General features: G+C 59.8%; 11 protein-coding genes. 8 read left to right on the forward strand and 3 right to left on the reverse strand.

The window, feature by feature from the left end; all coding sequences use genetic code 11:
- Nucleotides 1–86 precede the first annotated feature (86 nt).
- From IGW03_RS07005 to IGW03_RS07015, 3 genes are all read left to right on the forward strand, one after another.
- Entirely contained in the window at nucleotides 87–782 is a 696-nt protein-coding gene (locus tag IGW03_RS07005) for a glutathione S-transferase family protein (protein ID WP_194721815.1), read from the forward strand.
- Nucleotides 779–1,411 (forward strand): dihydrofolate reductase family protein, encoded by a 633-nt coding sequence (locus tag IGW03_RS07010; RefSeq protein ID WP_194721816.1) that lies wholly within the window; start codon nucleotides 779–781, stop codon nucleotides 1,409–1,411. Before IGW03_RS07005 ends, IGW03_RS07010 begins: the two co-directional genes overlap by 4 nt.
- Nucleotides 1,412–1,651: 240 nt before the next feature.
- Complete coding sequence (locus IGW03_RS07015; protein ID WP_194721817.1) at nucleotides 1,652–2,236, forward strand: GNAT family N-acetyltransferase; 585 nt, start codon at nucleotides 1,652–1,654, stop codon at nucleotides 2,234–2,236.
- 146 nt (nucleotides 2,237–2,382) lie between these two features.
- Here the strand turns inward: IGW03_RS07015 and IGW03_RS07020 are convergent, their stop codons facing one another.
- Nucleotides 2,383–5,295: a PAS domain S-box protein gene (locus IGW03_RS07020; RefSeq protein ID WP_194721818.1), complete on the reverse strand. Its 2,913-nt coding sequence runs from the start codon at nucleotides 5,293–5,295 to the stop codon at nucleotides 2,383–2,385.
- A gap of 292 nt (nucleotides 5,296–5,587) precedes the next feature.
- Nucleotides 5,588–6,412 carry an isocitrate lyase/PEP mutase family protein gene (locus tag IGW03_RS07025; RefSeq protein WP_194721819.1) on the reverse strand — a complete coding sequence of 275 codons (825 nt, stop codon included), beginning with the start codon at nucleotides 6,410–6,412 and terminating at the stop codon, nucleotides 5,588–5,590.
- A gap of 360 nt (nucleotides 6,413–6,772) precedes the next feature.
- On the opposite strand from IGW03_RS07025, the gene IGW03_RS07030 reads away from it, so the two are divergent.
- Nucleotides 6,773–7,564, forward strand: coding sequence for a PhzF family phenazine biosynthesis protein (locus tag IGW03_RS07030; protein WP_194721820.1), 792 nt, complete (start codon nucleotides 6,773–6,775; stop codon nucleotides 7,562–7,564).
- Nucleotides 7,565–7,723: 159 nt separating this feature from the next.
- On the opposite strand, the gene IGW03_RS07035 is transcribed toward IGW03_RS07030, so the two are convergent.
- A complete protein-coding gene (locus IGW03_RS07035; RefSeq protein WP_323744940.1) occupies nucleotides 7,724–8,749 on the reverse strand; it encodes a helix-turn-helix transcriptional regulator in 1,026 nt (341 codons plus the stop codon).
- Between IGW03_RS07035 and IGW03_RS07040 the strand changes: the two genes are divergently transcribed.
- The 4 genes from IGW03_RS07040 to IGW03_RS07055 all read left to right on the forward strand — a co-directional run bounded on the left by IGW03_RS07040 (nucleotide 8,748) and on the right by IGW03_RS07055 (nucleotide 12,463).
- Complete coding sequence (locus IGW03_RS07040; RefSeq protein WP_194721821.1) at nucleotides 8,748–10,175, forward strand: cytochrome P450; 1,428 nt, start codon at nucleotides 8,748–8,750, stop codon at nucleotides 10,173–10,175. The genes IGW03_RS07035 and IGW03_RS07040 overlap by 2 nt on opposite strands.
- A gap of 98 nt (nucleotides 10,176–10,273) precedes the next feature.
- Nucleotides 10,274–10,858, forward strand: a complete 585-nt coding sequence (locus tag IGW03_RS07045) for a DUF2867 domain-containing protein (protein WP_194721822.1) — start codon at nucleotides 10,274–10,276, stop codon at nucleotides 10,856–10,858.
- Between the two features lie 313 nt (nucleotides 10,859–11,171).
- Entirely contained in the window at nucleotides 11,172–11,651 is a 480-nt protein-coding gene (locus IGW03_RS07050) for a hypothetical protein (protein ID WP_194721823.1), read from the forward strand.
- Between the two features lie 41 nt (nucleotides 11,652–11,692).
- The gene (locus IGW03_RS07055) at nucleotides 11,693–12,463 is read left to right on the forward strand and encodes a glycoside hydrolase family 16 protein (protein WP_194721824.1); all 771 of its coding nucleotides are present in this window, start codon (nucleotides 11,693–11,695) and stop codon (nucleotides 12,461–12,463) included.
- Nucleotides 12,464–12,516: the final 53 nt, after the last annotated feature.

Consider the following 12,516-nt stretch of genomic DNA (forward strand, 5'->3'; position numbering starts at 1 on the left):
AGCCAAAGCAGCCGGGATCGCCAGTACAGCCAAGCCGAAAGCGCTCTAAACCAGGAGGCAAGCATGCAATCACCCGGAGTCTTCCAATGATCCCCACCATCACCGCTTTCGAACATTCGCCCGATGGCGGAAAGGGATTGGCGCGCGATACGCGCGTGCGCTGGGCGCTTGAAGAAGCAGGCCGGCCTTACGAGGTTCGCCTGCTTTCGTTCCCCGCGTTGAAGGAACCAGCCCATCTGGCGCTTCATCCTTTCGGCCAGATTCCCACTTATGAAGAAGGCGATCTCGTGCTGTTCGAAACCGGCGCGATCGTGTTTCACATCGCAGAGCGCCATGCGCGCCTGCTTCCCGAGGATGCCAATGCCCGTGCGCGTGCCATCGCGTGGATGTTTGCCGCAGCCAACACGGTGGAGCCCCCAATCCTCGAACTCGGAACGGCCAGGCTGCTCGAGCACGACAAGCCCTGGAATAAGGAACGTCTTCCTCTGGTCGAAGAGCGTGTCCGTGTCCGCTTGAAACAGCTTTCCGCACGCCTTGGCGATGCGGACTGGCTCGATGGCGCGTTCAGCGCAGGCGACCTGATGATGATATCGGTGCTGCTCCGGATAAAACCATCCGGCATTCTGGACGGATTTCCCAACCTCTCTGCCTATGTCGCTCGCGGCGAAGCGCGGCCCGCCTACAAGCGGGCCTACAAGGCCCAGCTGGCCACTTACAACGCAAGCCGACCGGCCGCGCCGGTGGAACGGCTTCACAATGATTCGCACGGAGGAGAACCATGAGCAGGGTATTCATCAACATCGGACTCAGCCTCGACGGTTACATGGCACCGGAGGGAATGACCATGGAGAATCCGGCGTACAAGAACTGGGGCGCAAAATGGGGCGCGATGATGGGCTGGCTTCTCAAGCAACGGTACTTCCGCGAGAATCTCCTCAAGCGCGGACCGGAAGGAGAGACCGGCCCGGTCAATGACCTGGTGCGAAGCACGGCGGAGCGCATCGGTGCCAACATCATGGGCAAGCGCATGTTCGACCAGGGTGAGCAGGCATGGCCGGAAGAGGCGCCGTTTCACACGCCGGTGTACGTACTCACCAATGAGAAACGCGAACCCTGGGTGCGCCCGGGCGGAACGATCTTTTTCTTCATCAATGACGGGCCGGAGCGTGCACTGGAACTGGCTCGGGAATCCGCAGGCGGCCGCGATATTCGTATCGCGGGCGGAGCGGATGTGATCCAGCAGTACCTGAACCTGGGTGTCGTCGACGAATTGGAAATCGCATTGGCTCCCGTGCTGTTCGGCGGCGGGCGCCGCCTCTTCGAGAACCTGCGCGAGCCCGGGCCGCAGTTCCGCATCGACAAGGTTCTCGATGGGCCGGATGCCACGCACTTGCGCTATGTGCGTCGGTAGCAACCGCCCTGCAATCGGCTACCCCGGATGGGCCATTGAGCGGCCCGCGCGCGGCTCGACCGGAGCGTTTGACGCGGGGCTTCTGATGCCTCAAGGGGCCGCTCCTTACCAGGTGAAGGAAGACAGTTTCCGGCACCGCCGATCGCAGGGCTTGGCCTTGTGCGAAGACAGACACCGCACTTGCCTGGTATCGTGCAAGCTCAGCAAGCCGGACAACCACCCCCGCGACAAATCCAACCCATGCTCATCCTTACCGGCAGTCGAATCGTTCTCCGTCAACTGCAGCAATCCGATGCAGATGCCCTGATCGCCGCGGCGAGCGACGGGGAACTGTGGAAATCGGAGCTGACTGTCGTCCCATCTGCGGCAACCGTCGAAAACTATATTCACGCCGCCCTTGCCGGACATGAAGCCGGAACGGTCATGCCTTTCGTGACCATGCTGAAGGATTCATCGGAAATCATCGGCTCCACGCGCTTCTGGAAAATCGACCGCATCAATCGCAAGCTTGAAATCGGAAGCACATGGCTGGCGGCGTCGTGGCAGAAGACGTTTGCCAACACGGAGGCAAAATACCTGATGCTGACCCATGCCTTCGAAACGCTGAACTGCATCAGGGTGCAATTGACGACCGACGAAAACAATGCCAAGTCGCGCCAGGCAATATTGCGCCTGGGCGCAAAGTATGAGGGACTCATACGCAACGAACGCATCATGCCCGGCGGCCGGAAAAGAAACTCGGTGCGCTACAGCATCATTGACGATGAATGGCCGGAAGTGAAACGGGGACTGGAGCAACGCCTCGGGGCGCGGGCGTTGCTTTGATCGGCAAGCCGGGAAGCAGCAGGTGCCGGTGCTGCATGGATTGCAAATCGACATCGGGCGGCATGGCCGTTCAATCCGCTGCGACGCGAACGGTCAGTGACCCGTTCCAGCTTCAGCAGTGAAGATAGCCCCCTGCCGGACAAGTATCAGGTGCAGGAACCAGGATCGCTGACCGTGTCCTGCAAAGTCTGGTTAAGAATGTCAATAACCTGCCCGATCTGATATGGCTTGGGCAGCACCTTCACGTCGGGCAGCGTTACCCTCCGCTCGGAATAGCCCGTGGTCAACACGACTTTCAGATCCTGGTATTGCTCGCGAACGATCTCGGACAACCTGATGCCGTCGATCTTGCCGGGCATGACCACGTCGGAAAAGACCAGATCGAACTTGTGCGCCGATTCAAGCCATTCAAGCGCCTGCTCGCCGTCATTGGCCGACACCACATGAAATCCATGGGCTTCCAAGGCCGGATGCACCGTTTGCCTGATCAGAGGATCATCTTCGACAAACAGGATGGACTGGTTTCGTAACGCTGCTGGCCGACCATGAGCTGGCTTTGACTCTTCCCTTTCCACCTGCCTTGTCCTTGCGCGCGGCAGGAGAATGGAGACCTCCAGCCCTGTGCCGGGTTCGCTGCGCAGGTTGAGAACGCCGTTCATCTGCTTCACAAAACCGTAGACCTGTGCCAGTCCCATGCCGGAACCCTTGCCGACTTCCTTCGTCGTGAAGAACGGGTCCACCGCCTTGGCAAGCACCTCCGGCGTCATCCCCTCACCCGTATCGGAAATCGTCAGGCACACATACTCTCCCGGTGCGCGGTCACTGCCCGCATTGGCGAGAACTTCGTTGCGGCCTTCGATGTGAAACACGCCTCCGGCCGGCATGGCATCCCGTGCGTTCATCGCAAGGTTGAGCAAGGCAAGCTCGAACTGCAATGGATCGATCTCGACCGCCCACAAGTCTTCTTGCAAGTGCAGCTGAAATTCGATGGTGCTTGGCAAAGCGCCCTTCAGCAATGCGAGCATGCCGTCGATCTGCACGCTCAGATCAACCACTTTCAGATGCGCATCCTGCGCCCTTCCGAATACCAGCAGCTGCCTGGTCAGTTCGACACCGCGCTCGACTGCGCGCCTGGATGCCTCGAGTGTGGTCTTGACCTTCGGACTTTCCGACGTCATCAGCGCCAGGTCAATACCCATGGTCAGGGTCTGCAGGACATTGTTGAAGTCATGCGCAATGCCGCCGGTCAGGCGGCCGAGCGCTTCGAGTTTCTGTGCCTGCTGCAGCGCCTTGCGGGTTTCCTCCAGCGAATGCAGGCGCTCCCGGTCCCGCCGTTCCGCATTCTTGCGTTCGGTGATGTCGCGGATAAAAGCATTCGTCACATAGCCTTGGCCATTGTGGTATCCGGTCAATGCCAATTCCACCGGGATGCGGGAGCCGTCCCGGCGCAAGGCTTCCAGTTCCATCACCGTGTCGATCAAGGCTCCCTTGCCGGTGGCAATGAAGCGCCGGTATCCGGCGTTGTGCGCCGCCCGCTTTTCCGGCGGAACGATCAGTTCGCTGAAGTCTTTTCCGAGGGCATCCTCGGCGGGCCAGCCAAAGGTCCGTTCAGCCTTGCGGTTCCAGTCGGTGATGCAGCCGTCGCCATCCGCGCTGAGAAAGGCATCATGGGAGTTGTCGATGATGACTTGAACGCGCTTTTGCTCTTCCTTCAACCGCCTGATGGAATCCTGCAGCGCAGCGTCATTACGCTTGCGGTCGGAAATATCCGTTGCGGTGCCAACCATGCGCACCGCCCTGCCCTCCGGCGTGCGGCTGACCACCATCCCGCGCTCCATGATCCATTTCCAGTCTCCATCCTTGCAGCGCAGGCGGTGCTCACTGATATATCCAGGCGATCCCCCGGCCAGATGCGCCTCGAATGCCCGGCGAAAGGCCGGCAGATCATCCGGGTGAATACGGCCGGTCCAATCATCCATTCGGCTGCCGACTTCCCCTTCCTGATACCCCAGCATCTCTTTCCAGCGCGGCGACAGCGTTACCTGCTGGTTCCCAGGGTCGAGGTCCCACACGCCGTCGCCGGCGCCTTCCAGCGCAAACTTCCAGCGCGCTTCGCTCGCCGCCAGAGCGGCCGCATCGTTGGCCCGTTGCTGCAGACTTCGCAAGAGGACAAGGCTGACAAGCAAAAGCAGAAGCGATACGCCCAGGCCGCCGAGCAGGTAGATTTTGCGTTGGGCGTAATAGGGTGCCAGGACAGTATCAATGGATTGGCCAACCGTCACCGCTAAGCCGGCCGTGGGCAAGGTGCGCCAGGCATACATGCGTTCGACGCCATCGATCTCCGATGGGGCGCGATACCAGCCGTTGTCACGCGCCGGATCGTTCCAGAATGTCTGCTTCATTGCTTTCCCGAGCGCCAGTTCCGGCGTGGGGGACCGCGCAAGGATTTCACCGCTCGGGTGCAGCACCGTGGTGGCGCCGCCTTTGCCTAAATGAATGGTGTCAAAGAACCGGGAGAAATACTCCGGTGCGACCGACAGCACGATCACCCCGGCAAACTGGCCGCCTGAACCACTGATGGGACGCGTGAACTGGATACTCCAGCGCTGGGAGACACGCCCCAGCACAGGCTTGCTGACGAAGAGCTTGTCGCCAGGCTGGTCCACATGCACGCGGAAATGCTCCCGGTCGCTCAGGTTCATGCCCTTGGCTTGCGGGTTGGCGCTGGAAAACTGCAGCAAGCCGGCCGCGTCGATGATCGCGACCTGGAAACCCACATTCGCAGCAAGATAGGATTGGCGCTTTTGCACGGCATCGGCGAAGTCGATGCCCGGCATCTGCCAGCGATCTCGCAGGTCAATGAGCGTCAGATCGATCGCATTGACCGAGGACTTGACCTCTTCGGCAAACGCGCGGACCAGGTTCCGTGTTTCGACCTGGCTTCCGACAAGGGTTTGCTGGTGCAGGCGATGCAGGTCGTAAAAGATGAGGGACCAGAAGAGCGCCAAGGCAACAATCAGGCTCGCGGCGCCTTGTACCCATAGGGGTACGCGGGACAATGCAAATCGTTTCATCTTGGGGAGAACTGTCGAAGCGCCCGGAACCATTGCACATTGCACCAGCACGATTTCGAATGCTGCTGGTCCGGGCATTGGCGCGTTTATCGAGCGTCATTGTACCGGAATGGGAAAACGCAAGAAGATTGCCGAGTGGAACAGGGCGACACGGCTCCGGTGCGTGGCAGACCTTTATTCATGCCCCGTCAAACGTTTCAAACGAATCGGTTCGCGCCATCATCCTGTTTCTTAAAAATCAAGGAAATGGAAAAGAGGCGGGCACGACTCCTCGTCCTTACTCATCTCCAAGAAACATGGCGTTGAGCTGCTTGCCTGGTGCGGCATCGGCAAAGCCGTCGAAGCGGCCCTTGGCGAGCGCTTGCGCGGCTCGCATGAAGCCTCCCCAAGCTGCCCGCGCCAATCCGCCGCCTACGCTGATGCGCCGCACGCCGAGCGCGGCCAATTCCTCCTGCGTAAACTCCGACGTCGATCCGATCAGCACGTTCACAGGCTTGGGCGCGACCGCGGCGACCACGGCTTCGATCTGCTCTAGGGTCTGAATACCAGGCGCATAGAGGCAATCCGCGCCGGCGGCCGCGTAAGCCTTCAAGCGTGAAATCGCATCTTCCAGATCCGGCACACCGACGAAGAAATTTTCAGCGCGCCCGACCAGCAGCGTATCGCTGCCGCACTCATCGATGGCGCGACGCGCTGCCTTGAGCCTTTCCGCCGCGACCTCGATCGAAAACTGGGGCATCTTCGGATCGCCGGTGGAGTCCTCGATCGACAAGCCGGCGACCCCGGTGGCAACCGCCAGCTTCACGCTTTCGGCCACGCCGGCCGGATCCTCGCCGAAACCGTTCTCGAAGTCGGCGTTGACGGGCAAGTCGGTCGCATCGACCATCACGCGAAGATGGCCGAGAATACTTTCGCGCGTGACGTGATTGTCGGCACGCCCGGTCGACCAGGCAAATCCCGCGCTCGTCGTGGCGAGGGCCGAAAAGCCGAGGCTGGCGAGATAGCGGGCGCTGCCGACGTCCCAAGGATTGGGAAGCATGAAGCAGCCGGATGCGTGCATCGTACGGAAGGCAGCGCGTTTTTCAGCAACGGTACGAGACATATTGAACTCCTGTTGGTTGAGAATGCTGCCAGGGTTTTTGCTGTACCCCGACAATTTGCGCATCAGCGGCGGAAGAATCACTTTTGGCACCGCACGCGATGAATTCAACGATGTTGACATCGATGTAGCTCAGGCAGATCGCTTCAGGTCGCGACAGGCTGTTGAAAATTGCTGCTTAAGACATGAAGAGTCGTTCAAACGGCAGCTTGCGTATTCCATTGATGCCGAACGCATGTTTCCTGAGTGCCGACGGCTGCTCTCGGAGAGCAACTGCAGGCATGCCTTGCAACATGGATGCCGATGGAGTTTCAACGACCGTATACACTTTAACCCACACAGACAAAATGAACCGGGAATACCATGCAGATTCACGCTTTCCGATGCTTCGGAGAACACGCCGACAACGGCAATCCGGCCCTGGTGATCGAGGGTGAGCCGGTGACTATGGACGCGCGTCAAGCCTTCGCGCGCGAACGCGCCATGACCTGCGTCTGGATCGATCCATCAAATGAGCCTGGCGTGGCCGCCGTGGTCGACTATTTCTATCCGCATATGCGCAGTCCCCTGTGCCTGCATGCGACCCTGGCTGTCGGACAGCGCTTGTTCATGCGTCATGGCTTGGGTAGAGAACTGACGATAATGACCGCTGTGCGCGGCCAGCGGCTGGGACTAACCGCAGATGCCGACGGCGAGGTATTTGTGCGCCTGCAAGCACAGGACACGCCGCAGCCCGACGCAGCGCCGGGCCTGGTCGAGCGCCTGTTGGCTGCACCGGGCCTGGCGCTGTCGGCTACCCCGCGCGCAGCCTCCGTTGGAAGTCCGAAACTGCTGGTCGAAGTAGCGGATGCGGCCACGTTATATGGCTTGGCACCCGATCTCCCGGCGATTGTCGCATGGGGCAAGGAGGCGGGCGTCAATGGGCTCTATGTGTACTGCAGGCTGAATAACGGCAGCTACGAAGGCCGCAACTTCAATCACCTCGATGCCGCCCTGGAGGACAGCGCAACCGGGGTGGCGGCAGGCGCCCTGACCGCATTGCTGGGCCACGGCATCACGCTCCTGCAAGGACGGGCAACGGGACGCGCCTGCCTGATGCGTACGCGCATCGATGGAACCGACATTCTTGTCGGAGGAAGAGCCCGGCCTGCATGAAAGGCGTATCCGGATCGTTCGCACGATAGCAGCGCCGGCCGTCCATCGACCGTTGCGGGATGGTCCCGCATTTCCTGCCCGGCCCGGGATGCATGCAACAAGCATTAAGAATGTACCTGCGGCTATGACTTGCAGCGCTTCTATATTTTCATGAGGCTTTCACACCCATAGCCGGTACATCCAGAAGGACTCGTCTTCAATAAACCGATGGGCAAACTCGCCCGGCGAAAATCCTGTGATCCGCTTGGCCACGCGGCTCATATGCGCCTGGTCGGCAAATCCTTCATCCTGAGCCAGCGCGGCCCAATCGAACGGCTGCCCGGACTCGTATCGATCTCGTGCGGCGAAGAACAGGCCCTCTGTCCTGACCAGAGCTTGCCACTCGCGTAGCGACCTTCCGCTGAAGGACTTGATGCGCCGCTCCACATGCCGCGGACTGTGCATGCGCCGCCACTCCTGTGCTTGCCAAGCCAGACGCTCCACCCAATGGCGTCCCAGTTGACGCAGCGACGGCTGTGTCGAAGCACGGCCTTGCAGCGTCTGCCAACGCCCTGCGAAATGACTCTCCAGGACGGACAACACATCCGCATCATCGCTCGCCAGCAAAGCCTTCCAGAGCGTCGACCATTTGTCGCCGAGTACCTGATCGACGGGGACAAAGCGATCCTGGATCGCGGCGAGGTCCAGCTCGAATAGTGCTTGAGCAGCGTCTGCAGCGAAGCACGCCATGTAACCGCGCCCTGTGGCCGGCGCCCAGCTTACCGTCGGATGCGATTGACTGCCGGAGATGACTACCTGCGCGCCGAACGGCCGCCAGCAAGGACCGCTTTCGCCGCGCTCGACCAAACCGACATCAAGGCTCCGAAACCAGGAAATCGTCACCAGGGGCGACGCAGGAAAGTGCGAAAGGCGTTGCGCGCTGATTAGCGGAAGCTTGCTCGTATCCCGGGCAACCAGCGCGACCAGTGCACCTTGCAGCGCAGGGGGCGCAAGGCGCAGCCATGCATTCGGGGTGCCATCCGTGCCACATGCGCGGGGAGCACGCTCAAGCGGGTCGGGGCAAAGCGGCAGTGTATCCAGCTGTTCGGAAGCCATAGCCGCCGAGTATAGCAAGCGCAGGCTGCCAGCAGGCATGTCGTTTCCGTTCAAGATTTCGTTAAACGCGCGGCACATAATACGCAGCATGAAACCTCCAACATCGTCCGATTGCCCCTTTCATGCCGATGCAGACGGCACGGCCCCGGCACTTCAGCTGCACCCGGCCGGCTGCTGGCCGCCCGGGCCGCCGTCCGGCCTGACCGGATGGAGCCTGCTTCGCCGCATGGCACGCGATCTGCCGGGCGCATTGGCTGAATGGCGACGAGACTATGGCGGGCTGGTCCATCTGCGAATCTGGCCGGAACACCAAATCGTGGTGTCGGAACCGCAGTTCGTGCGTGAACTGCTGGTCAACCATCACGATGCACTGGTCCGATGGGAACGGGGCATTGAGGTGTTTTCGCAATTGCACGGACGTAGCGTCCTGATTGCCGAGGGCGAGCCTTGGCGATCCAGGCGGCATGCCCTGCAGCCCAGCTTTTCCCCGAAAGCTGTCCAATCCTTCGTTCCGGCAATTTCGGCCGCGGCTGCAAAGGCCTTCCTGCAATGGCGTACCGGCGATGCGAGCTGGCCGATCGAGAGCTCAATGACGTCTCTTGCGATGGATGTCATCGTGCGAATGATGTTCTCCAGCGAGATCGACGAGGACGCGCGTACTGCCGAAAGGGCTGTGCACGACACAGCCGTGGCCGGCAATGCCGAAATGTATTGGCCCGCAAGCTGGCCTGACTGGATGCCGTGGAAACGTGCCAAGCGGCAGGCACTCGATGTACTCAATCGATTGATCGACCGGCATATACAGGCACGGCTGATACTGGCTCCCGCTACCTGGCCCAAGGATCTGCTCAGCCAGCTGCTGGCATTGCACCGCGAGGATCCCGCTGCGTGGCCATTGAAAACCGTGCGCGATGAATGCATGACGGCATTCCTTGCCGGACACGAAACTGCTGCCGCCACGCTGACCTGGTGGGCATGGTGCATGGCGGCCAACCCGCAAGCGCAAGCCGCTGCCCGGCAGGAGATTCAAACCGTACTGCAAGGCAGAACCCCCACGGCACACGACCTGCCTTCGCTCGCCTACCTGACTCAAACGCTCCAGGAGACGCTTCGCCTGTATCCGGCAGCGCCGGTGCTGCTGACCCGTCGCTCCCTTCGTGCGGTCACCCTGGGAGCCTGGCAACTGCCCGCGCGCACCATGTTCACAGTGCCGGTGCAGTTGATGCACCACGACCCGCGATGGTTTCCGGATCCGCACGCGTTTCGTCCAGAGCGCTTTGGCACAGATGCACCGGGCTTCCCGCGCGGCGCCTTCATGCCTTTCGGTACCGGGCCGCGAGTGTGCCTGGGGCAGCATTTGGCGATGACCGAGATGACAATCATCGCAGCGATGTTCCTGCAGCGCTTTGCAGTGACGGTCCCGGACGGGATGACCGCACCCCGGCCGGTGTTCAACATCACCCTGCGGCCGGATCGCCCATTGCACTTGAAGCTCTCGACGGCAGCCGTGAAATAGTGGAATCAGCATAGGGTTCATCAGTCACCTTCGCGGATTATCAATTGCGCGATGATATGCAGCCAACTTGACTTGGAAATACCTACAGGAGCGCATACATGGATATGCAAGCTCGCCGCGTAACTGCGGTGCCACTCCCGTCAGCCTCCGGAATTGCCGGAACCCATTCATCGGCAAGCTTCGCCGACGCTTACTCTATTGAGCTGCCGGCAGGCGCGTCGACCGATCCGGAGCTGTTGGCGCGATTCATTTTCTGCCAGCTATCGCCGTGGATGACCGTACTCATGAAGATAAGAGACGCGCTGGTAGCGAGCTTCGGCCTCAAAACCATAAAGCGCCTCAATTCGCTCGCCCGGAACGGCAAGGCGAACCGTGTCGGTTTTTTCAAAATCTACAGCATCGATGAAACGGAAATCATTCTTGGAGAAGATGACAGGCACCTGGACTTTCGACTGTCTGTACTTTGCTCCGGGCACTCATCTCCCGGAGAAAAATCCTGCCTCACCTTGTCCACCGTTGTTCACTGTCATAACCGTCCGGGTCGCTTCTATATCTTTTTAATTGCGCCATTTCATCGATTGATCGTTCAAACCATCCTCCGTCATGCCGCTCGAGCCGGTTGGCCCTTGAGCAGCCGTGTTGATTCAAGAGCATTCAACGTCATTCAACATGGACGTGCTTGATTGCAGGCGGTAGCCGGCGCGCCTTCCAGTCAAGCAAGGGCTATCTTCACGCTTACCGCAATGAGTCGGTCTGCTTCCCTTTATTCCATGCGAGGCAGCCGGCAAGTTGAGACAGGCGTGCTCATCGTGCTTGACGCGGCACTGCAATTGATATGGCAATTTGCAACTTTGATCTAGCTCATCAGGTGATCGAGTTACAGGATTGCCGCTATCTTGTTCAACACAACACGCCTAACATTAAGTGACGCATCCTCGGAAGTTACCACGCACACGACACCATGCAGGTAGCTACATTAATCAGAAGGAGACTCTGATGAAGCTTCCATTGGTCGCGTTCGCCGTCGCCTCGGCAATCACGCTCATCAGCACGATGGGCGTAGCGCAAAACCTTGACCCGCCGGGCAGTCCGCCTGCCGGCACCCAGGCTGGTGCTCCTGAAGGATCTTCCGCCGGGCCGCCCCCGGAGCAAGGCCCCGACGAATTTCCATTCGATGTGCTTCCGGCGGCAAATCCGGCGGATTTGCAGCAGATTGCAGCCTTGAGCGATAACGAACTCCTTGCACGCCTGTTTGATGGTGCTCCTCCAGGACAAGCACCCGGCCTGCAACGCTTTTTCCCTGCCGGAACACGGGTGTTCCCGATGTCGCACAGCTTTGCCGGAGCACGAGATGCCTGCCTGAAGCAGCGCTCGGTGATTGCCTGTCGCTTGCATTTGCAAGACTTGTACAAAATTAACGTGAACCGGCGCGCTCCTCCGGGGCTGATGAACAATCCGTTCAGCCGTACTCCTTAATGGCTCGTTAAATCGCTGTCCCTGACTCGATAGGTCTCATCATGAAACACTGCAAGGCAGCATTCCTCGCGCTGCTGATGGCGATGTTCCTTCTACCCGCACAAGTACTAGCCCAGTACGCGCCCTACGGACAATCCTCTCGCAACTACGCGCTGACCTTCTCGGAAGAGTTCAATACCGGATCGACCTTAAGCCGATGGAACGACCATATCTGGTACGAGTCAAGCAATCCGGCCAAAAACTATGTGATAGAGAATGGCGCCTTGAAAATATGGCCGCAACGCGATGCGTCCAACAATTTCTTCAACCGCACCATCGATACCGATGGCAAGTTCTCCCAGCGCTATGGCTATTTCGAGATCGAGGCCAAATTACCCTATGGTAAAGGCGTGTGGCCTGCATTCTGGCTGCTCGCTCATATCGGCGACCGTCGACCCGAGATCGACATCATGGAGGCGTATCCCGGGGGTGGCCCCGACACCGGCTGGTCCGATACCAGCCTGCACCCTAATGCCTATGGGATGACCATCTGGAAGGACGCTAGCGTTCTCTCCGGCAGCCGAGCGATCACGACACCGGACCTGTCGGCAGGATTTCACAAGTATGCGGTGCGATGGGAAGCTGGAAAAATAACGTTTTACTTCGATGGCGTCGCCAAATACAGCCGTCTCGTTTCATTAAATGACCCGATGTACATTCTGCTGTCTTTATGGTTCGGAAGCGCAAGCGGCGAACCCGATGCAACCACGCCGGTCGGCAAGGCGAACTCGTTTGAAATCAACTACGTCCGAGTCTGGCGTATCCTGCGCTGACAACACCATGCATGGCGTCCCGTTAAAGGAGCTCCAAGCGTATTTCGTGACGC

This window comes from Noviherbaspirillum malthae (genome assembly GCF_015352985.1).
In the GTDB taxonomy this organism is placed as follows: Bacteria; Pseudomonadota; Gammaproteobacteria; order Burkholderiales; family Burkholderiaceae_D; genus Noviherbaspirillum; species Noviherbaspirillum malthae.

Excerpts from the sequence above, each read along its gene's own strand:
- IGW03_RS07005 (WP_194721815.1), top strand. The coding sequence starts at position 87 with ATGATCCCCACCATCACCGCTTTCGAACATTCGCCCGATGGCGGAAAG.
- IGW03_RS07010 (WP_194721816.1), top strand. The coding sequence starts at position 779 with ATGAGCAGGGTATTCATCAACATCGGACTCAGCCTCGACGGTTACATG.
- IGW03_RS07015 (WP_194721817.1), top strand. The coding sequence starts at position 1,652 with ATGCTCATCCTTACCGGCAGTCGAATCGTTCTCCGTCAACTGCAGCAA.
- IGW03_RS07025 (WP_194721819.1), bottom strand. The coding sequence starts at position 6,412 with ATGTCTCGTACCGTTGCTGAAAAACGCGCTGCCTTCCGTACGATGCAC.
- IGW03_RS07030 (WP_194721820.1), top strand. The coding sequence starts at position 6,773 with ATGCAGATTCACGCTTTCCGATGCTTCGGAGAACACGCCGACAACGGC.
- IGW03_RS07040 (WP_194721821.1), top strand. The coding sequence starts at position 8,748 with ATGAAACCTCCAACATCGTCCGATTGCCCCTTTCATGCCGATGCAGAC.
- IGW03_RS07035 (WP_323744940.1), bottom strand. The coding sequence starts at position 8,749 with ATGCTGCGTATTATGTGCCGCGCGTTTAACGAAATCTTGAACGGAAAC.
- IGW03_RS07045 (WP_194721822.1), top strand. The coding sequence starts at position 10,274 with ATGGATATGCAAGCTCGCCGCGTAACTGCGGTGCCACTCCCGTCAGCC.
- IGW03_RS07050 (WP_194721823.1), top strand. The coding sequence starts at position 11,172 with ATGAAGCTTCCATTGGTCGCGTTCGCCGTCGCCTCGGCAATCACGCTC.
- IGW03_RS07055 (WP_194721824.1), top strand. The coding sequence starts at position 11,693 with ATGAAACACTGCAAGGCAGCATTCCTCGCGCTGCTGATGGCGATGTTC.